At 48.2% G+C, this 18,925-nt stretch carries 15 protein-coding genes; 4 read left to right on the top strand and 11 right to left on the bottom strand.

All coding sequences use genetic code 11. The annotated features are described in order from the left end of the window. Window positions 1-116: 116 nt before the first annotated feature. Window positions 117-587 carry a tRNA (uridine(34)/cytosine(34)/5-carboxymethylaminomethyluridine(34)-2'-O)-methyltransferase TrmL gene (gene trmL, locus BMY80_RS01995; RefSeq protein WP_031578880.1) on the bottom strand — a complete coding sequence of 157 codons (471 nt, stop codon included), beginning with the start codon at window positions 585-587 and terminating at the stop codon, window positions 117-119. A 507-nt stretch (window positions 588-1,094) separates the two neighbouring features. On the opposite strand from trmL, the gene BMY80_RS01990 reads away from it, so the two are divergent. Next, the gene (locus tag BMY80_RS01990) at window positions 1,095-2,165 is read left to right on the top strand and encodes an NAD(P)-dependent alcohol dehydrogenase (RefSeq protein WP_281242261.1); all 1,071 of its coding nucleotides are present in this window, start codon (window positions 1,095-1,097) and stop codon (window positions 2,163-2,165) included. An 11-nt stretch (window positions 2,166-2,176) separates the two neighbouring features. Further along, a complete protein-coding gene (locus BMY80_RS01985; RefSeq protein ID WP_093140492.1) occupies window positions 2,177-3,142 on the top strand; it encodes a GTP-binding protein in 966 nt (321 codons plus the stop codon). Between the two features lie 133 nt (window positions 3,143-3,275). On the opposite strand, the gene trxB is transcribed toward BMY80_RS01985, so the two are convergent. The 8 genes from trxB to BMY80_RS01945 all read right to left on the bottom strand — a co-directional run bounded on the left by trxB (window position 3,276) and on the right by BMY80_RS01945 (window position 11,243). Further along, window positions 3,276-4,223, bottom strand: a complete 948-nt coding sequence (gene trxB, locus BMY80_RS01980) for a thioredoxin-disulfide reductase (RefSeq protein ID WP_031578885.1) — start codon at window positions 4,221-4,223, stop codon at window positions 3,276-3,278. 273 nt (window positions 4,224-4,496) lie between these two features. After that, window positions 4,497-5,264, bottom strand: coding sequence for an EF-hand domain-containing protein (locus tag BMY80_RS01975; protein WP_177178469.1), 768 nt, complete (start codon window positions 5,262-5,264; stop codon window positions 4,497-4,499). A gap of 301 nt (window positions 5,265-5,565) precedes the next feature. Further along, window positions 5,566-6,339 carry an ABC transporter ATP-binding protein gene (locus BMY80_RS01970; RefSeq protein WP_093140486.1) on the bottom strand — a complete coding sequence of 258 codons (774 nt, stop codon included), beginning with the start codon at window positions 6,337-6,339 and terminating at the stop codon, window positions 5,566-5,568. A gap of 4 nt (window positions 6,340-6,343) precedes the next feature. Next, complete coding sequence (locus BMY80_RS01965) at window positions 6,344-7,135, bottom strand: ABC transporter permease (RefSeq protein WP_031578888.1); 792 nt, start codon at window positions 7,133-7,135, stop codon at window positions 6,344-6,346. Next, window positions 7,125-8,129, bottom strand: coding sequence for an ABC transporter substrate-binding protein (locus BMY80_RS01960; protein ID WP_093140484.1), 1,005 nt, complete (start codon window positions 8,127-8,129; stop codon window positions 7,125-7,127). Before BMY80_RS01960 ends, BMY80_RS01965 begins: the two co-directional genes overlap by 11 nt. Window positions 8,130-8,239: 110 nt before the next feature. Then, the gene (locus BMY80_RS01955) at window positions 8,240-10,510 is read right to left on the bottom strand and encodes an anaerobic carbon-monoxide dehydrogenase catalytic subunit (protein ID WP_093140481.1); all 2,271 of its coding nucleotides are present in this window, start codon (window positions 10,508-10,510) and stop codon (window positions 8,240-8,242) included. Between the two features lie 37 nt (window positions 10,511-10,547). Continuing rightward, entirely contained in the window at window positions 10,548-10,856 is a 309-nt protein-coding gene (locus BMY80_RS01950; RefSeq protein WP_093140479.1) for a hypothetical protein, read from the bottom strand. A 15-nt stretch (window positions 10,857-10,871) separates the two neighbouring features. Continuing rightward, window positions 10,872-11,243 carry a hypothetical protein gene (locus tag BMY80_RS01945; RefSeq protein ID WP_093140476.1) on the bottom strand — a complete coding sequence of 124 codons (372 nt, stop codon included), beginning with the start codon at window positions 11,241-11,243 and terminating at the stop codon, window positions 10,872-10,874. A gap of 1,251 nt (window positions 11,244-12,494) precedes the next feature. Between BMY80_RS01945 and BMY80_RS01940 the strand changes: the two genes are divergently transcribed. Together BMY80_RS01940 and BMY80_RS01930 are read left to right on the top strand one after the other, a co-directional pair. Next, entirely contained in the window at window positions 12,495-13,175 is a 681-nt protein-coding gene (locus BMY80_RS01940) for a TetR/AcrR family transcriptional regulator (protein WP_093140473.1), read from the top strand. A 474-nt stretch (window positions 13,176-13,649) separates the two neighbouring features. Next, window positions 13,650-15,731, top strand: coding sequence for a tetratricopeptide repeat protein (locus tag BMY80_RS01930; protein ID WP_093140467.1), 2,082 nt, complete (start codon window positions 13,650-13,652; stop codon window positions 15,729-15,731). Between the two features lie 134 nt (window positions 15,732-15,865). Here BMY80_RS01930 and BMY80_RS01925 read toward each other — a convergent pair whose 3' ends face one another. Both BMY80_RS01925 and BMY80_RS01920 read right to left on the bottom strand, forming a co-directional pair. Then, window positions 15,866-17,119 carry a TFIIB-type zinc ribbon-containing protein gene (locus BMY80_RS01925; protein ID WP_093140464.1) on the bottom strand — a complete coding sequence of 418 codons (1,254 nt, stop codon included), beginning with the start codon at window positions 17,117-17,119 and terminating at the stop codon, window positions 15,866-15,868. 8 nt (window positions 17,120-17,127) lie between these two features. Beyond that, window positions 17,128-18,447: an SPFH domain-containing protein gene (locus BMY80_RS01920; protein ID WP_031578896.1), complete on the bottom strand. Its 1,320-nt coding sequence runs from the start codon at window positions 18,445-18,447 to the stop codon at window positions 17,128-17,130. Between the last annotated feature and the right edge of the window lie 478 nt (window positions 18,448-18,925).

Genomic DNA, 18,925 nt, shown 5'->3' with positions numbered 1-18,925 from the left:
AAAACCGCCCGCATCAAAATCATCCGTTCTGAAATCCGTCTGATTATATCATGCAAAGGCATACCATGCAGTTTTGATATTTAAAGAATGGAATAGTTCAACCGCATGCCGAAATATTACTGCGGCTGAGAGCCGCTGAATTTCAGCTGTCTCCATGATTCAAATATGAAAATTGCCACGCTGTTTGACAGATTCATGCATCTGCTGCCCGGAACCATCGGAATTCTGACCTTGTGGTCGGCATCAAGAGTGTCGGTGAATTCATCCGGAAGTCCCTTGGTTTCCTTTCCGAAAATCAGAACATCTCCTTCCTGAAATCTGCACTGGTCGGGATATGCATGTCCCTTGGTGGTACAGGCATAAATGTTGTGTCCCCTGAAGTATTCCAGACATTCGTTAAGGTTGCGGTGCTTTTTGATGTTTACGAATTCATGGTAGTCAAGACCTGCACGCATCAGTCTCTTGTCGTCAAGAACGAAGGCTGCCGGTTCCACTATATGGAGCTGATATCCTGTGTTTGCACATAATCTGATTATGTTGCCGGTGTTTGCCGGAATTTCAGGCTGGAACAGAACGATATTTAACATGGACTCTCCTCGGGGCTTGTATTCATGAGTTGGTAAACATGAATTCCGTCTCTTTCTACATGGGGACGGATTCAGAAAATTCAAGTGTTTCACGGTGCTGCGGCGTTTGAATCCGCAGCGCTGCAATATTGTAGATCAATTTTCACTTCCAGTGTTCACAAATAGTGAAATTGTTTTCCTGAACGTTTTTTCCGGACTGACGGTAATTGTGACCATGGGCGGGTTTTATCAATCAGGAATTCTTTTACTGTTCAAAAACACGTTAGTTGTATGTTTTAATATATCTGGATAGATAAAAAACATAAAAAATCAAAATCGTTTTATATACCGTTGCCGCAGTGTAAACCCGTTATCCGGAAAGAACTGCGGGAGCGGACTGTTCCTGTCTGTCGCCGTGCCGTTTCCGCGGGCTGTTACCGTTCACCGAATCTCCGTGCAGGGGAGAAGGTGAAGCGGCGGTTTTTCGGACGGTATCGGCTGACGGACTGATACTCTGGAGATTGTGCTATGGGAAAAATGATGAAGGGTTTTGCCATGCTTGGCATCGGTAAGGTTGGCTGGATAGAGAAGGAGGTTCCTAAATGCGGACCTCTGGATGCCATCGTAAGACCTCTGGCCATTGCTATCTGTACCTCTGATGTTCACACCGTGTATGAAGGCGCCATCGGTGACCGTCACAACATGATTCTGGGACATGAAGGCTGCGGTGAAATTGTGGAAGTCGGTTCTGAAGTCAAGGATTTCAAGCCGGGCGACAGGGTGCTTGTTCCGGCCATTACTCCTGACTGGAACTCTCTCGAGGCTCAGGCCGGATACAGCATGCATTCCGGCGGTATGCTCGCGGGATGGAAGTTCTCCAATTTCAAGGACGGCGTTTTCTCCGAATACTTCCATGTGAACGATGCCGACGGCAATCTGGCTCTCATTCCCGACGGCATGACCGTGGAGGAAGCCTGTATCCTTTCAGACATGGTTCCGACCGGATTCCACGCCGTTGAACTTGCCGACGTGCAGTTCGGTGACAGCGTGCTGGTCATTGGTATCGGTGCGGTAGGTCTCATGAGCGTTGCCGGAGCCTCCTTAAGAGGTGCCTCCCGCATAATCGCCGTAGGTACCAGACCTGTATGCATCAATGCGGCAAAGGGATACGGCGCCACCGATTTCATTTCATACAAGGACGGCAGTATTGAGGATCAGGTAATGGAACTTACCGGAGGCAAGGGCGTGGATCGCGTATGCATTGCCGGCGGTGACGTAAGTACCTTCGAGGCCGCCATCAAATCCCTCAAGCCCGGCGGACGCATAGGTTCCGTAAACTACCTGGGAAGCGGAGACTTCGTGAACATTCCGAGAACCGAATGGGGCTGCGGCATGGGCCACAAGCAGATTCTTACCGGTCTGATGCCCGGCGGCCGTCTGCGCATGGAAAAACTCTCCTCTCTGGTTGCTTCGGGCAGACTCGACGTTAAACCTGAAATCACCCACGTCTTCCACGGCTGGGACCACTGTGCCGAGGCTCTGGAACTGATGCGTGACAAGCCGAAGGATCTGATTAAGCCTGTGGTTATCCCTGATTAAGCGGATTTTCCATGAAGGTTCTGGTTGTTTCCGGCTTCCTCGGAGCCGGTAAAACTACGTTTATCCGGAAACTGATAAGCCGTTCCACGGAACGGCTTGCCGTTCTGGAGAATGAATTCGGCCGCACTGATGTCGACGGTCAGATAATCAGTGCGGACTCCGGGGCCGATGTCATTGATCTGCGTGAAGGATGCGTCTGCTGTACCAAAAGCTCAGAGCTGCATGCTTCGGTGATAACCATTGAAAATACCGTTTCTCCCGATCTGCTTATAGTCGAACCGTCAGGAGTGGGGGCTTTAGGCAATGTCCTCAGGATCCTGAAGAAAATCGAATATGAAAGAATTTCCGTCCTGCCTCCGGTTACGGTGGTTGATGCGGAGAGCTTTTATCAGAACATGAATCTGTTTCATGATGTCTGCGCCGATCAGCTCAGATATTCCTCCACCGTGGTGATATCCAGGCCTGAACATCCGGATCCTGAACTCTTTGCGGGAATAAGGGATGAGATTTTAAAAATCAATCCTGAAGCGAAGGTTCTGGACAGACATTATTCGGAATGTTCTGATGAATGGTGGAACGGCCTGATTAATCCTCATGACGGAACCGTGATGAGCGGTGACGGTGAGTGTGAAGGACTGCAGCTTGACAGCATAACCGTGAGGAACTGCTCCGTACCGTCACCCGGAGCTCTGCTGTGGATTCTTGAATCTGTTCTTCGCGGTGAGTTCGGATTCATCGTAAGGGCCAAGGGGATTATTCCCGCAGGGCAGGACTGGATCCGGTTTGACGTCGTGAACGGCAGAGTATCCGTAGAAGGCTGCGGCGGGGAAAAGGGGCTCACTGCCGAGTGCGTGTTCATAGGCAGAAACATCGACCGTCAGAAGATTTCCGACTGTCTCAGATCGCAGTATCTGGTTGAAAGTCCTTTTGATTTTCTGAGCGGAATGAACGCCGCAGGCAGAAGCGTGAGATTTTAGTGTTTTTTCGTGCGGTGATTTTGACACAATAAAAAAATTCCCGAATGCCCGGGCTGAAACGAACAGCCGGTATCCGGGAATTTTCCTTAAGGGAACGGACGTAAATCCGTTCCCTTTTAATTCAGTCCTGAAATCAGCCTGCCTCCTGCAGGAATTTTTCCGCGTCAAGAGCCGCCTGACAGCCGGTTCCGGCCGAGGTGATGGCCTGCCTGTAGTGAGAGTCCGCGCAGTCGCCGGCCGCAAACACGCCAGAAATGCTGGCGGAGGTTCTGTACTTGGGATTTACGCCGGTGATGATGGTTCCGTTATCGGTTTCAAGCTGGCCGGCAAAAACTCCGGTGTTCGGGGTATGACCGATGGCCACAAAGATGCCGCTGACGCTGATTTCCTCTCTGCGATCGTCTCTGTATTTAACCCTGAGTCCGGTTACGCCCTTGAGATCGTCACCGAGAATCTCATCTGTAACCGCGTTGTATACCGGGGTGATTCTGCCTTCATCTATTTTCTGCTGAATTCTGTCGATGACGGCCTTTTCGGCACGGAATGAATCACGGCGGTGCACCAGATAAACGCTGCTGCAGATGTCGGAAAGGTAAAGTGCTTCAGTAAGAGCGGTATTGCCGCCGCCGATTACGGCTACGGGCTGATTTCTGAAGAAGAAGCCGTCGCAGGTGGCACAGGCGCTTACGCCGTTGCCTTTGAACTTTTCTTCTGATTCCAGACCGAGATACTTTGGATTTGCTCCGGTGGCGATAATTACCGAGTCGGCCTGATATTCGCCGGCATCACCTTTGAGGGTGAACGGACGTGAGCTTAAGTCAGCTTCGCTGATTTCATCGCTTATGAATTCGGCACCTAAAGACTTGGCGTGATTTATCAGCTTTTCCATCAGGTCATATCCGGAAATTGATGTTTCTCCGGGCCAGTTCTGAATGTCGGGAGTCTGAATAAGCTGACCGCCTTCGTTCATGCCGGTGATGACTACCGGACTGAGATTGGCTCTTGCCGCATAAATCGCGGCAGTACATCCGGCAGGACCGGAACCTATGATAACCACTTTATGTTTTGACATTTGAAGCATCTCCATAATGATGTTGTTTGGTTCGGCAATGCCGCAGGGCATTTCCGTTATTCTAATGGATTTTGAATCCTTATACTGAAGGTTTTCTCGCACTTACCGATAAAGTATGTGAGTCACCCCGTAACATTATAGACTGTCTGACCGGTTTTTTCATTATGCGGCGTAATGTCAGGCTGAAATTCAGACGGAACCGCAGTGAGCCGGGATCGCAAAAAGCCCGACTGACCGCGGGAGCCAGTCGGGATACGCGCTACGGATATCAGATATCAGCTGTTATTCGATATCTTCCTCCTGACCGTCATCAGCATCATCGGCTGATTCAGGCTGAGGAGCAGCCTTTGGCTGGTAGACAGGAGCGTTCTGCAGGAATATATGGTGTGAAACGGCATCGAATTCAGGCGGTATTACCAGACCGTCCTTGTTCAGATCCGCACCCAGCACTGCCTTGGCAAGCTGCTTTTCCATGGCGACCCTGCCGCTTTCAGCTTCAATGAATTTTGCATATTCACTCTTGTCCAGCTTGTAGTCACCGTTGGTATCAAAATGATGTAAAACAAAGATGACAGGATTTGGCTGGTGCTGGTCAAAGCTGCCGGGGCCGTGGTGGAAGCCGTGCTTGCCGTGAGACTTGTGGTGTCCCCTGTGGTGAGCACTGTTCACCTTCTGTCTGCGATCTGCCTTTCCTGCCTTGCCGTCCGCCCTGGTTCCGTCGTCGGCCTTTGCTCTGTTTCCGGCATCAGCTTTCGGCTGTTCAGGCTTAGGAATGACCACTGCCAGTTCGTCAAGGGTAACAAAGCCGTTTCCGTCGGCATCAGCCTTTTCGAAAGTTACCAGAGACTTCTGATGTCTGTCGGCTTTCTCGGAAAGATTCTGAGAGAATGCCTTGAGTTCGCTGCTGTTAAGAGCGCCGTCCCTGTCGGCATCAAATTCTGCCAGAGGGGAGAATCCATGGTGATGTGCACCGTGATTTTCATGAGCGGATGCATAACCGCAGGTAAATACGGTTGCCAGTGCTACGGCGGTAATTAATGACTTATTCATTTTCATGTCCTCATTATTTAATCTTTATTCGTGCAGTGAATGAAACTGATGTGTGGCTGTTTCTCACTGAATCTGTGTTAATTATACAAACAGTCTTCGCAGGATCTGTGTCAGAAAGGTTTTAATGTATTACAAATTGTTACATGATCTGTCACAACGTAATGAACGGCTGAAATAAGGCTGATTTTTCGCGGAATGACTGTTTGAGGAAGAGAAGAAATCCGGAAAAAGAAAGGGCGGATTTGCATGTCCGCCCTGATGATATGAGGTTTATGTTCCGGATTTCTCCGGAACATACATATCAGATACTGTATTCAATAGGATAGCTGTGCTTCATATTGAAGGTTTCAAAAATGATGTTGCGGATCTTCTGAAAATCGTCAGAGGTTCGATCCCTTCCCGGTCCGAGATTTATGGTAAGCACCTTTTTTACCATGCCCGGATTAGGAGTCATTACCACAACCCTGTCCGCAAGATAAACCGCTTCATCTATGTCATGGGTAACGAAGATGATGGTTTTCTTTTCCTTTTTCTGAATTGACAGAATATCATCCTGCAGCTTCATTCTGGTGATGGCATCCAGAGCCCCGAACGGCTCATCCATGAAGATGATGTCAGGATTGGCGGTAAGGGCACGGGCAATTGACACTCTCTGCTGCATGCCGCCTGAAAGCTGATGAGGGGACGCGTCCGCAAAGTTTCCGAGACCTACCAGATCAAGATATTTTCTGGCGATTTCGGTTCTTTCCCCGGACTTTAGCGCCTTGTTTGATTCCAGGGCTAGCTCAACGTTCTTCAGTACGTTTCTCCATGGAAGCAGACCGTAGTTCTGAAAGATGGTCACGTTTCTGGTGGAAGGCTTTGTTACTTCCTTTCCGTCAATGGTGATTGAACCCGAGGTCGGATGATCAAATCCCGCTATGGCATTCAGGAGGGTGCTTTTTCCGCATCCTGACGGTCCGAGCAGGCAGATGAATTCTCCCTTTTCGATGGTCAGGTTTACGTTATTCAGAGCCGTGAACAGCTTTCCCTTGTGGGTGAACTGTTTGTTTACATTGCTGATGTTGATATACATTCAATTACTCCTTCTGCAGTCCCCACTTTTTAAGAATCTGTCCTTCCGCATATCTTAGAGCAGTATCCAGCAGCAGACCGATGATACCGATAATCACAATGTCGGCGGCCAGAATGTCGCATCTGAGATTGTTGCGGGCGTCGATAATCAGATAACCGAGACCGGACTGGGCACCAATCATCTCACCGCACACCAGGAACACCCAGGCTGAACCGAGAGCCAGATGAATACCTCCGGTAATCTGCGGAAACGCGGCCGGAAATATAATCTTCCAGAAGATTTCCACTTTGCCGACACCGAAGTTGCGGGCTACCTTGAGGTAGATTTCCGGAACGTTCTTCACGCCTACGGCGGTGGATATGAATACCGGGAAGAAGGCCGCGATGAAAATGGTCACGATGGCCGGCATGTCACCGATACCGAATGCCAGCACGATGAAAGGCATCCAGGCTATAGGTGAAATGGGGCGGAGCAGCTGAATGATCGGATTGATGAGACGGTACAGTACGTCAAACCAGCCGAAGATGATGCCTCCGACCACGGCGATGGCCACGGCAACCACAAAACCGACGGCAAAACGGAACATGCTTGAAATCACGTGATCCGTCAGGGTTCCGTCACCGATGATTTCCAGCAGGGCGTTGAAGGCCGAGAGCGGTGACGGAAACAGTGCCTCGTTGACTCCGGAAAGGCTGACGGTTATCTGCCATATGGTTACAAACAGCAGCAATGAAACCGCGGCATAGCCGAAGCCGACAGCTTTTTTGGAAAGGTATCGCAGAGCTTTATTCGACATTTTTCACAATATCCTCATAAGGTACCGGATTTTCTGACAGACCGTATTTCTTTACCTTTTCACTGAGAATGTCATAGTTTTCCTTTTTGATTTCCAGATTGTCAAAGGAGATCCACTGCAGTGAAACATCCAGTGTGTCCTTTGATACCTTGAAGTACTTCGCGGCCAGTTCCTTTTCATGTTCGTGGTCATGTTCAAGGTTGAGACCGGCTTCCCTTACGGCTCTTACCAGCTGTGAGGCCAGTTCAGGATGTTCGCTGAGGAATTTGCCGCTTAAAGCCAGACCGCAGCAGATTGAGTCAGGCCACAGATCCTTTGAGTTGAAGAGAACCTTGCCGATATTGAGTGATACGGCCTTTGCTCCGAAAGGTTCTGCAACGCAGTAGCCGGCAATCTGACCTGAGGCAAGCGCTGATGGCATTTCAGGAGGTGCCAGTTCGGTAATGGTGATGTCGTTGATGTCCACACCCTCCTTTGCCAGAGCTTCGTTAAGAAGAATGTAGTGTGAAGACTGTCTGTGCGGAATCGCGAAGGTCCTGCCCTTGAGGTCGGCCACGCTCTGAATGTCGTTGCCTACCACAATCACGTTGCCGTCACGGTGTGCAAGGGAGGTAAGATAAACGTCGATTCCCTGTTCTCTTGCCTTCATTACCAGTTCAACAAGGGCAACCGCCGCATCAACGCGACCGGTGTTGAGTGCGTCCATGAGTTCAGTCCAGGAGCCGAATTTCACCAGTTCGATGTCAAGACCGGTTTCCTTTTTCAGTCTTTCGGTTTCTGCCGCCTCAAAACCTGCCAGTGAGTGGGTAATCGGCAGATAGGCGAGCTTGATGGTGCGGTGTTCCCTGGTTTCCGCCTTTGATACGGTATTTTCCACCTTCTGGGCTTCCGCCGGGGCCGCATTCTGTTCTTTGGAACCTGTGCTGCCGTCACCGCAGGCGGTAAGGGCTGCAAGAAGTGCTATGGCAATAGGGGTATAAAACTTTTTGATCATGCTGTTTCTCCTTATTTATCAGTTTTTTTTGTAATATGTTCAGTCTGTTTCCGTGCCGCCAGCCTCTGAATCGGATTCAGGGCCCGGCGGCGTTATCTGTTTATTTCCGGTTACTGTTCTCCGGCTTTTTCGGTGCGGGGATCAAGAATGAAATCAGGAACCCACCAGCCGAGGGCTCGTCTTTTAACGATCATGTCATCCACGATCTTCTTGCCCACCAGGAACGGATCTGTGTTCACGTACATTACCGACTTGAGCTTTTCCCTGGTTCCTTCCTTGAGGAACTCGATAATGTTCTTTGAACCGTGAATCTGGGCTTCAACGCAGTGGTATGAGTTCACGCCCATGAGACGGAAGCCCAGAGCCGCATCGACACCCTTTTCGTTGCTCCATTCAGGAGACGCGAAGCCGAACGGCATTTCATAAATAAATTTGCCCGCAGCTCCGGCGATTCCGCCGAAAATACCTGAAGAACGGGTATTGTCGATGCATTCGCCCACATGCCATACAGGAGGAAGATCCGGTTTCAGGAATTCCTTCAGTCTGTCTCCGGCCTTGTCCTGAGCGTTCTTCGCACAGTAGCCGAGCTTCATCAGCGGGAATGAGGCGCAGCCGTTGGACAGGATAAGCACGTTGTTTTTAAGCAGTACGTCGGCAACGTCAATGATGGTGCGTTCGTATACCACCTTGGTGTTGTTGCAGCCGACCATGTTCACGATACCGAGAATCTGTCCGCTCTTTAACGCCTCAAGAAGCGGATCGAAGCTGCCGAATCTTCTGCATACGTACTCAACCGAGAAGCCGATTTCGGCTTCCACCTCATAAGGCGGAATATATACCGGAATGCCCCTGCGCTGTTCGAAGCTCTCAATGGCTCTCAGTACGATTCTGTCAGCCAGTTCCCTGGTTTCGCCGATGTTGGAGTGACGGTGGTCAAACTCGAATCTTTCGGCTCCCGGAAGTCTTGCGCTTTCGGAGGTGGTGACCACGGCGGTCTTAAAGCATCTGGCCACATCCATGATCGCAGGGTACACGTCCTGTACGTCGGCTACCCACAGATCCAGGGCTCCGGTACCGAGAACAAGCTCGGCGGATACCGCGTTGGAGAGCGGAATAACGCCGGCGTAGCGGTACATGGCGGCAAGACCTGAACAGCAGATGCCGTAGAATCTGATGCCGAGAGCTCCTTTTTCCCTGGCCAGGTTAATCATCTTTTCAGTCTGGCCTGACTTTACAATCTGGCTTACGAGAAGCGGCAGATGTCCGTGTACGGCAATGTTAACGTATCCCTTTTTGAGTGCACCCAGGTTAACCATCGAGGTTACGCGGTCACCCACGCCGAACAGACAGTCGGTGGCGATGTTGGTGGCCACCACGCCGGTAAAGGTGAAGGCCAGTCCGCAGCGCAGGAACTGCTGCATGATGGATCGCCAGTCGCCGTCAATGCCGCATCCTGACTTGTGATAGGCCTCGAACACTTCGTGGTAGGCGCTGATGGGGATGATGTCAAGTTCCTTCCATACCTGCTGACGTTCCGCAGGTGCCAGAGCCTTTATGGTTCTGTAGTCGTCCGGAGTAGGTCTTGAAAGATCCTCAAGCAGCACGTCGGCAAGCTCTGAAGCTATTTCGTTCACGGTGCGGTTTTCGGTTTCGAGACCGAAGGCCTTTGCCACATCCTTAACCTTCTGCGCACCGATGATCGGTACGTCCAGCTTTCCTTCGGCAGCCCACTTGAGGTTGAGAATAACCTCTCTGGCATGCATGCCGTGCTGAGCTGCACCGGCGGCTCCCGCACGCAGAAGATTGCGGGACACAATCAGATCCGCATCGGCTCCGCATACGCCTCTGTTTGCCTTCGGAGTGATACGGCACGGACCCATGTTGCAGATTTTGCAGCAGATACCTGCCATGCCGAAGTTACACTGGGGCTTCTGTCTGTCGAAGCGGTCAAAGGCGGTGTCAAAGCCAATCTGTTCCGCTCTTAAAATCATGTCTCTTACGGCAGGATCCGGAGTGTTTTCGATTACGTCCTGCTTTGAAGGGAAGGTCTTGCGGTATTCATTAACCGCTTTGGTGTAGTCCTTTATGAATGAATCCTCATTCTCTTCCGCTTCATCTCCGGCGTGATGGTCTCCCTTCAGAATTACGGTAGGGATGCCGTGTTCGTCAAAACCGATAATATTGCGGTGGCTGTGAAAATGTTCCAGACCGCCGTGTGAATGACCGTGTCCGTGGGCATGTGAATGGTCGTGACCATGGTCATGGGAATGCGCATGTTCTACGGAGTGAATACAGTCACTCTCCTCTGAGGAACTGCCGATGATTCCCTTAATCTGCAATGACTTGCCGTTATCCTGCAATGACTTGCCGTTATCTGACATTTCGTTCTCCTGTCTGTCGTTTCTTATAAGCGGAAACCTATGCCGCTTCAGTAATACGGGCCGGTTTTCTGAATGCGTGCCATGCGTTGATTACCCCCCATACGGCCAGAGCCAGTACGGTAACCGAAGCTGAAAGAAGAAGATCGTCAATCACGTCCCCGGGATTCATGGCCAGCGCCTCAAGACCGTCTTCCTTAAGCTCGGTATAGAGATCCACGCTCCACATGAGCATACTGCCGTAGAACATGTAGCAGAGAGCTGATATTCTGAATCTGCCGCTGCGGTCAAGGATGTAGCCTATGGTTGAAATCAGACCGAAGATAAGCATTGAAAGTACCAGTATCATTTTCTTCCTCCCGTTTTACTTTGCTGAACCTGAAAGATCGCGGGCTGCGGATGCGTGTCCGGCAAAGAAGGATCTCAGCGCCGAGAAGGTTATGTAGGCGAAGGTTACCAGAAAAGCCATCGGTACGCCCACGTCAGCAAGTTCCTGAAGCATGACCGCGGTATCCTCCGGGGTTTCCATGGCGGTGATGAAAGGGAAGTGGAAGGTTATTTCACCGTGCCATATGTGTTCTAACGCGAGTAACAGTGAACCGCCTGCAAGAAGCTTTGACAGTCCGTTTGCATGCCTTCTGAAAAGCTGAACTCCGGGATTGCGGTTATTTTTTAGTGCGGCTGAGGTCAGGGTCAGGATGGCGGCCTCGGCGGTCGGAATGAAAAAACAGCACATTTTTATAATCCTCATTCTTGGCGGAAAACCTGGTTTTCTGCCTTAAAACTGTTAACGGTTCGTGTTTTCAGGGGAAATGATGAATCTTCGGCATTTCAGTAGGAATGGCTGATGCTGATAGGTCTGAAGCCTGAAAAACAAATACTCCTGAAAACATACTGAAAAACTATGATATGCGAATGATACATAATTCCGGGGATAAAATCAATACTAAAATACTAGGAATTTAAAAAACTTAATTTCATGGAAAAAAGCAGGTTTAAAGAGACTGTCCGCAGGACTCCTGGAGCAGTGCCGTGACGTGAATACTGTACATAATTTCTGAATCCGTATGTCAGAAGACAGGAAGCAGAATAAGCAAAAAATGAAAAATATCACTTTTCCGAAAAAAAGTTTTTATGCGTGTTCAAAATAAAAATGTTCAAAAAATATACATTGATTGTGCAGGAATCTGTTAATTCCATGCAGGAATATTCATATGTCTAAATAAGATACATTTATGGATTTTTGTATTATTGGAAACTTTTTATTTATATGTGTATGCTTTTTTCTTTATTATCAGATTATTTGAATATAACAAATATATCGTTATTTAATTTAAGTTATAATAAAAAACTTTATGCATTCTAAGATTTTTTGATTTGAAAAGTAAGGATTCGATGAAGATAAATATATATTAATAATAGGTTTGTTGAAAAAATTTGAAGTTCTACTGTGAATATTAAAAAATTATGTGCTATCTTATTAATCAGAGCGTCGGAGCTGTTATTTTTTAAGGGATTCCTTGAAAATGACGAACCGGGCACAGACGGAGTTGTTCCGGTTTGGAACCGCCCGTCGATGGGGATGACTTCAGAGTGGTCACGGGATCACGGGTTGTAACGATATTATTATAACTTAAAAACTACTAAAAAATTTATAACCTGTTTTCCAGAACACCGGAAGTCAAAAAACATAACATACTTATAAAAAGCCTGTGCTTATCAATCATCATTAGCATTTGTGGTAGAAATACAAAACGTTACTTGGTTTTTTGAAAAATATAATAAAACTTATAAATAAATATAATTTACGGGGTAATTAATAACTGTATAAAGACCATTGCAACGGCTGGTGTTCATCATTTTTTTTCGTGCCTTCACCGGCTGATGAATGCGTGCCTGAGGCTCGGTATATCAGGTGTGTGTACAGATGTGTGGCTGTTACTGGGTGTCTTGATACTGATTATAATCTTCATGGAGGTAAGGTATTGTGGTCTCTGATTCAGAAATGGTAAGGGTTGAGGCGACTGACAGTGGTTTGCAGACAGCTCAGGAAGATATCCTGTCCGCAAATGTTAAGAAGTCAAAAGATAATAAATCTTTAAATCGTAAAGACAGACGTGTGGTTCGTACCGAAAAGAAAATTCACAAGGTTTTTCTTGAACTGCTGGAGGAGAATTCCTATGCGGACATTACGGTGGGAATGATTCTTGAGCGTGCGAAAATAAACCGTTCAACTTTTTACAAGCACTATATAAACAAGCATGATCTTGCGTCGGAAGTAATGGCGAACTGCCAGGAATCCATTATTTCCTCTCTGCTGGGTGAGGAGCGGCTGTCCATCGGCAATCTGGGGTTTTTCAAATCCCTGCAGTCCACTCTGTCAAAGAACAGGGAGCTGCTGAAGCTGGTTTTCAGACTCAACGGCGAAGAGCTTGACGTCCGCAAGAGCTTTCATGATTCATTCTACAGAAGCATCAAAAAACATTACGAGGGCAGACTCTACAGTTCAAGCGATGATGAGCTTGATCTCGGTGCCTACGTGTCTGCCGATATTCTGATATCCGTACTGATGTACTATCTTGAAAAAGGAGAGGAAGTGCATCCGGACAACATTATCAGGGTTATCGTGAACATGTACGGACTCAGAAGCTATTACACTCCGGAATAATGATAGGGTGTGCCGACGGTTCTGAGTAAAGACCGTGACCGTATAATGCCGGACGGAAATTCTTATGAAATTCCGTCCGGTGTTTTCTTTTTTTTCTGAACAATTTTTCAAAAATGTGATTTCATACAGGGTTTTAGGGATGGCTCAATATTTTTGGGGGGTTAAACCTGATAATTTTTTATTTTTACCCTTTTATGCAACAGATCTGTATCTCATATCTGCAAATCTGATTAAAGATCTGTTGTGAATATAGGATATTTATGTTTTCTTTATGTTAAAATATTGCTATTAAATATTTTTATACAATCCGGCTTCTGATATGTTCAGTGCCGGGTGTCATTCTTTATTCACGGAAAGTCTGACGGTCCCGTTTTTCTTCATTGCGTGACGTGAGATTTAATCCGTAAAGCAGAAAAATATCTTTTAAGAAACTATATTTCAAGGGCAAAAAGTAATACAGTTGGGTTTGTTTAAATGAAGTGGAAGAAATCCTGGTTAAGATTTTTAGATGATTTTGAAGACTGGCGAAATCGTTTCAAGACTGAACGAGGTTCATTATGGTCAACCGGCAGGGGAAGAATGATTCTTCTGGGTATTGCGGCCGTGGCTGTTGCAGGTGGCATAACCGTGTATCAGCTGAACCGCTATTTCACCATGAAGAATTATCGCACGCTTGCCGATATGGCCGTTAAAAATCAGTTCTATGAGGAAGCTCAGAACAATTACGAAAAACTCATCAACATGGGTGACGTCAAGGCTCTTTATGAAATAGCCTCACTGTATCTTGAAGGCAAGGGAACCAGGAAGAACACCGTTAAGGGACTTGAATATCTCCGTGAAGCCGCAAAGGCCGGCTATTCACCGGCTCAGGTACGTCTCGGCAATCTGTACTACGCCAGCGGTGACAAGGTGAGCACCTGTGTGGGACATGACTACAAGCAGGCCTACGAATGGTTTATGAAGGCCGGCAACAATCCTGATGCTCTTGATGCCATCGGAGAAATGTACAAACGCGGTCTCGGCGGTCTCAATGTTGATGAAAGCATGGCCAACAGCTATTTCAACCGCTGGATTGACATCTATGTCAAGAGAGCGGAAAAGGGCGATGTTGAAGCCATGAGAACACTGGGTGCCTACTTCTCCACCGGCAGCAAACTCCCGATAAACATGGACAAGGCCATTTACTGGTATGAGGAAGCGGCAAAGCACAGGGACGTGGAGTCAGTTGAGGCTCTGGCCACACTCTTCCGAGTAAGAAACAATATTGAAAAATCCAACAAGTATTTCTCCATGCTTGAAGGACTTTATCTGGAGATGATTGATCGCGGTGACAAGAATGCGATGCTTTCCCTGAGTGATATCTACCGCATTGAGAATACCTCCATCTACAATCCGGAAAAGTCCGTTGAATATCTGATAATGGCTGCCGATCGCGGCAATTATGAAGCCAAGCTGATTATGGCTGATCTTATTGAAGACGGCGTGATTTCAGGAGAAGTGAACAATACCGATCCGATGGTTCTCCGTTTTGAAGCCCGCAAGATCAGGGAAGAGCAGGCGGAAAACGGTGATATCTCAGCCATGCTGAGTCTCGGATTTGATGCTCTGACCGGTACCCTTGCAAGTTCCGGCCATCATCGTTACGGTGAGAGCGGTAAACAGAGGGTAAATTCCAGAAAAGCCCAGGAAAGAGCCAAAAAGTATGAACAGGAAAAGGAAGAGTCCGAAATGGTTGTCATTTCGGAGGAGCGTACCGAACCTGAAAAACCGGTGGTACCTGGAGAATCTGAAGAACCTTCAGAAAACATGGCTTCTATAGATACTTCAGTCGAAGGTGCGGATCATGAACCGGTGATGGAGACTGCTGAAGTTCCGCCGATGCCGGAACATGAGGATTTCCCGCCGGAACAGGTTCCTTCTGAAGATCCGATGGACATTGCCGAAATTGATGACGGTCCTCTGACTGATGACATGGGACTTCCTGTTGATGAATCATTCATGGACAGCGACGGCGTGGAAGTGATTCTTCCGGACTACGAGGAAGCTATCAAGTGGTTTACCATGGCTGCACAGCACGGTGAAGCCAAGGCGATGTATGAACTCGGCAGTATCTATAATGATTCAAGTGATTTCTCCACATACTACAATCCTGATACCGCCATCTACTGGCTGACTCAGAGCGCCGATCTCTGTTATGAACCGGCATATATGAGTCTGGGGCTGATTTACGGTGCTTCAGGATCCATTCGTGAGAATGCCAGGGAGGCACAGAGATGGCTGACCAAAGCGGCAATGGAAGGGGATCATACCGCGCAGAAACTGCTGGCCGAATCTCTTGCCAAGGGCGGCAGAGGGGCACAGTCAGACATGTTCAATGCTCTTATATGGACCCTGGTTCTCAAGTCTTATATCGGAACCTTTGATACCGACAGCTGGTACAAGGATGACATAAGTGAAATGGAAAAGAACTATTCCTACTATCTGACTCCGGCTGAAGTTCAGAAGGCTCATGTCGAAGCTGATATCCTTCGCAGCAAATACGGTTCGGCATGGTAGCCGTTCACTGACTGACATTATGGAAAGCCGGACACTTGAGCAGAAAGTCCGGCTTTCAGTTTTTTAACGCTGATGAATCAGAAAGAAAAAAAAGAGAGAGCACGGCTCTCTCTTTTGCATGAATTATTCCGTTTCTATCGGCGGCTCTTCTGATATGCATGCGAGAACACGTCGTCGGAGTAGGTGATACGGAAGGTTTCGGTTTTTCCGTAGTTTGTCGCCTTGGAAGCTCTCTTTACGGAAACACGGCTGCTGTCTATGGCCATATGGATGCCGACAGCCAGAATCGCGGCCACCACCAGGGCTACCCAGTCTTTAAACATGGCGAAGAAAAGCCATCCTAAAAGCAGGGTGGATATGGACAGGGAAAGGAAGTAGACCACGTTGTTGCGCGGAAGATTGCCCACGAATGTACCGGTCTGGGCATTCATGGCAAAGTAATATTCTTCACCGTTCCATTTGGTGGTAAGCATCCAGATTGGATAAAGCACGGACTGAGCCTGAATATCCGTGGTTTTGATGTCATCGGATTCAAAGGTCACTCTGCTGTACACATGGGAAACCGTCTCCTGAAGCGCGTCAATCAGTGTCATTGCCGCTCTGTTGCTGGCCTTCTCCGCTCCTTCGTTGCATGATTCATCATATACGTGAGCTTCAAAACCTGACAGATATTCCGTTTCAAACGGAATGGCGTCATTGAACACGAAAGGTTCCAGTGATTCGGTCATGGCATCGTCAAAGAATTTGCTGGAGTCTTCAGGAATTGACTCAAACAGCATGTATCCGTGGCGATGGGCCTTGTATACGGAAACCTTCTGTGGATCTTCACGTTCAGCCTTGAATGTTGCACCGCCTTCAGCCTTCAGATCATAGATCCAGAACGGAATGTAGTATCCGCGGATCTGTTCAAAGGTGTTTTCTCTTTTGAACTTTCCGGGAACAAACGGTTTAAACTTAAGGTGCCGCTGGTAGGCTTCCTTAAGTGCGAACTTTTCGATCTTGAACGGTACGACCAGATCCGGAATATGATTTCCAGTCAGCTTGTCATAGAAAACCACGTTGTTGCCGCAGTAAGGGCAGATGGTTGATATAACGGTAGGAGGAATCTGTATTTCACCGCCGCACTGCCTGCAGGCATAGGTGTCATATTTACAGGTCTCGTCGTCACCGGGAGCCAGATGTCTGACAATCGGCTCTTCCGGTTCGTTGAAATGATTTTTACGGACAAACTCGCCGTCTTTATTGAATTTTTTGGCCCCTTTGGTGGCGACGACGTCATCTACGGTAAATTCGCTATCACAGAACTGACACTTCAATTTGTGCGTCTTGATATCGAAATCCATGGCGCCGCCGCAGGCAGGGCACTTATAATTGATGGATTCTGCCATTTTTATAATTATTTAACAATATCGTTATCGTCTACAGGATCACCGCATTCAGGACAGAACTTAGGCGGATTCTTCGGATCATCAAACATGTGACCGCACTTGTCGCATTTGTAGGTAGGTGCGCCCGCAGGCTTCTTCTTGCCGCATTCGCTGCAGAATTTGCCCTGGTTTATTGCACCGCATGAACAGGTCCATCCCTGCGGAGCAGGTTTCGGCTGACCGCATTCGCTGCAGAATCTTCCCTGGTTTACGGTACCGCAGGTGCAGGTCCATCCGCCGCTTACCGCAGCGCCGGCAACAGCTGCAGGCTTGGCCGCACCGCCGTTAACCTTGAAGAGATCGGCTGCATTGGTACCGCCTAAACCCTGAGCCATGCCCATGCCCATGAAACCGGCCATGGCACCATTGGCATTCTGGGCGGCTGCGCGCATTGCGTCTGCCTGAGCTGCCGCAAGCTGAGCTGCAGCCATGTTAGGATCTCTGAGAACAGCACCCATCTGAACCTTCTTGATAAGATCTGCATCTTCTTCCGGAAGACTTACTGAGTTCATGGCGATGGAAACAATGCTGATACCTCTGAGTTCAGCCCACTTTGTGGTAAGTACGCGGTTCATTTCCTGGCTGAGTTCGTCAACGTGGGAAGGAATGGCGTTAGGTCTGATCTTGGCTTCTGAAAGACGTGCGAAAGCAGGGTTCAGAGCTGCCACGAATTCGGTTTTTAAAACAGTACGGATCTGGTCGGTGTTGTATTCTTCGGCAACGTTACCGCATACGTTGGCATAGAATGCGATAGGGTTGGTGATTCTGAAAGTGAACAGACCGTTGCAGCGGACTGATACATCCACGTCAATGCCGGTATTGTTGTCAACAATACGGAAAGGAATAGGAGTTGCAGTGCCGAACTTGTTGTCCATTATTTCCTTGATGTTGAAATAATAAACACGCTGATCCCTGCCGGTATCACCGCCGTACTTGAAACGTTCCCACATGGTGTTCATTACGGCTTTAAGATTGTTCCAGTTCAGACCGCCGGCAAAAATTGACGGTTCCTTGGACTTGTCGTAGGTGAATACGCCGGGTTCGGCCGCGAGTTCGGTTACCACGCCCTGATCAACTATAATGGCGCACTGACCGTCAGCTACTGCAATTGCAGAACCCTGGGTGATAATGTTGTCGTGACCGTTTACATTTGAGCTTCTGCCGCTGGTCTGCTTGTAACCTCTGGCAAACAACACATCATTGCTCAATGAGTCGCATACAAAATATTCCTTCCACTGGTCAGCAAGGGTACCGCCGATAGCACCGGCTGCCGCTTTCAATAAACCCATAATCTTTCTCCTAAATCATCAGGGTGAATCTGTCTGCTTGCGCGGTTTCAGGAAAACTCCGTTCATGAGACCGCAGGCTGATTATAATTGTATATACAGTCTCATGCAGTTACAAATATTTTAGAACCAGTTCTGTGATTATAATAGTGAAATAATTCGCACTCCGGGCTGTGCGGCTGTTTTTTATGAAAGCCGGACTGTTCCTGCAGTGACCTGCGTGACTGAAAATGAATGATGTCTGTACAGCATAACCGGATGTATTGCGCAAAACATGCACCTGACAAGCATGTATTCAGCAGAAATTCCGAAAACCCGACACTTATGGTTAAAGGTTTTTCCCGAGTGTTAAAACATGACGCCAGTGTGTTCAGGCAGTGTCATTTCTTCCTGAGCAGTTCCTGACTTGAAGTGTCTTAACAGCTTTTTTTGTCAGTATTGATAATGAGTCTTGTAAATACTGGAAATAATTAAAGAAGCT

It is taken from the genome of Ruminobacter amylophilus (assembly GCF_900115655.1).
GTDB classification, from domain to species: domain Bacteria; phylum Pseudomonadota; class Gammaproteobacteria; order Enterobacterales; family Succinivibrionaceae; genus Ruminobacter; species Ruminobacter amylophilus.
This window is presented reverse-complemented; position numbering and strand designations above follow the sequence as displayed.

What these genes read in the sequence shown, in the direction of transcription:
- BMY80_RS01930 (WP_093140467.1), top strand. Translation starts at nt 13,650, where the DNA reads ATGAAGTGGAAGAAATCCTGGTTAAGATTTTTAGATGATTTTGAAGAC.
- trxB (WP_031578885.1), bottom strand. Translation starts at nt 4,223, where the DNA reads ATGCTTCAAATGTCAAAACATAAAGTGGTTATCATAGGTTCCGGTCCT.
- BMY80_RS01975 (WP_177178469.1), bottom strand. Translation starts at nt 5,264, where the DNA reads ATGAATAAGTCATTAATTACCGCCGTAGCACTGGCAACCGTATTTACC.
- trmL (WP_031578880.1), bottom strand. Translation starts at nt 587, where the DNA reads ATGTTAAATATCGTTCTGTTCCAGCCTGAAATTCCGGCAAACACCGGC.
- BMY80_RS01945 (WP_093140476.1), bottom strand. Translation starts at nt 11,243, where the DNA reads ATGTGCTGTTTTTTCATTCCGACCGCCGAGGCCGCCATCCTGACCCTG.
- BMY80_RS01970 (WP_093140486.1), bottom strand. Translation starts at nt 6,339, where the DNA reads ATGTATATCAACATCAGCAATGTAAACAAACAGTTCACCCACAAGGGA.
- BMY80_RS01925 (WP_093140464.1), bottom strand. Translation starts at nt 17,119, where the DNA reads ATGGCAGAATCCATCAATTATAAGTGCCCTGCCTGCGGCGGCGCCATG.
- BMY80_RS01990 (WP_281242261.1), top strand. Translation starts at nt 1,095, where the DNA reads ATGGGAAAAATGATGAAGGGTTTTGCCATGCTTGGCATCGGTAAGGTT.
- BMY80_RS01950 (WP_093140479.1), bottom strand. Translation starts at nt 10,856, where the DNA reads ATGATACTGGTACTTTCAATGCTTATCTTCGGTCTGATTTCAACCATA.
- BMY80_RS01920 (WP_031578896.1), bottom strand. Translation starts at nt 18,447, where the DNA reads ATGGGTTTATTGAAAGCGGCAGCCGGTGCTATCGGCGGTACCCTTGCT.
- BMY80_RS01955 (WP_093140481.1), bottom strand. Translation starts at nt 10,510, where the DNA reads ATGTCAGATAACGGCAAGTCATTGCAGGATAACGGCAAGTCATTGCAG.
- BMY80_RS01985 (WP_093140492.1), top strand. Translation starts at nt 2,177, where the DNA reads ATGAAGGTTCTGGTTGTTTCCGGCTTCCTCGGAGCCGGTAAAACTACG.
- BMY80_RS01965 (WP_031578888.1), bottom strand. Translation starts at nt 7,135, where the DNA reads ATGTCGAATAAAGCTCTGCGATACCTTTCCAAAAAAGCTGTCGGCTTC.
- BMY80_RS01960 (WP_093140484.1), bottom strand. Translation starts at nt 8,129, where the DNA reads ATGATCAAAAAGTTTTATACCCCTATTGCCATAGCACTTCTTGCAGCC.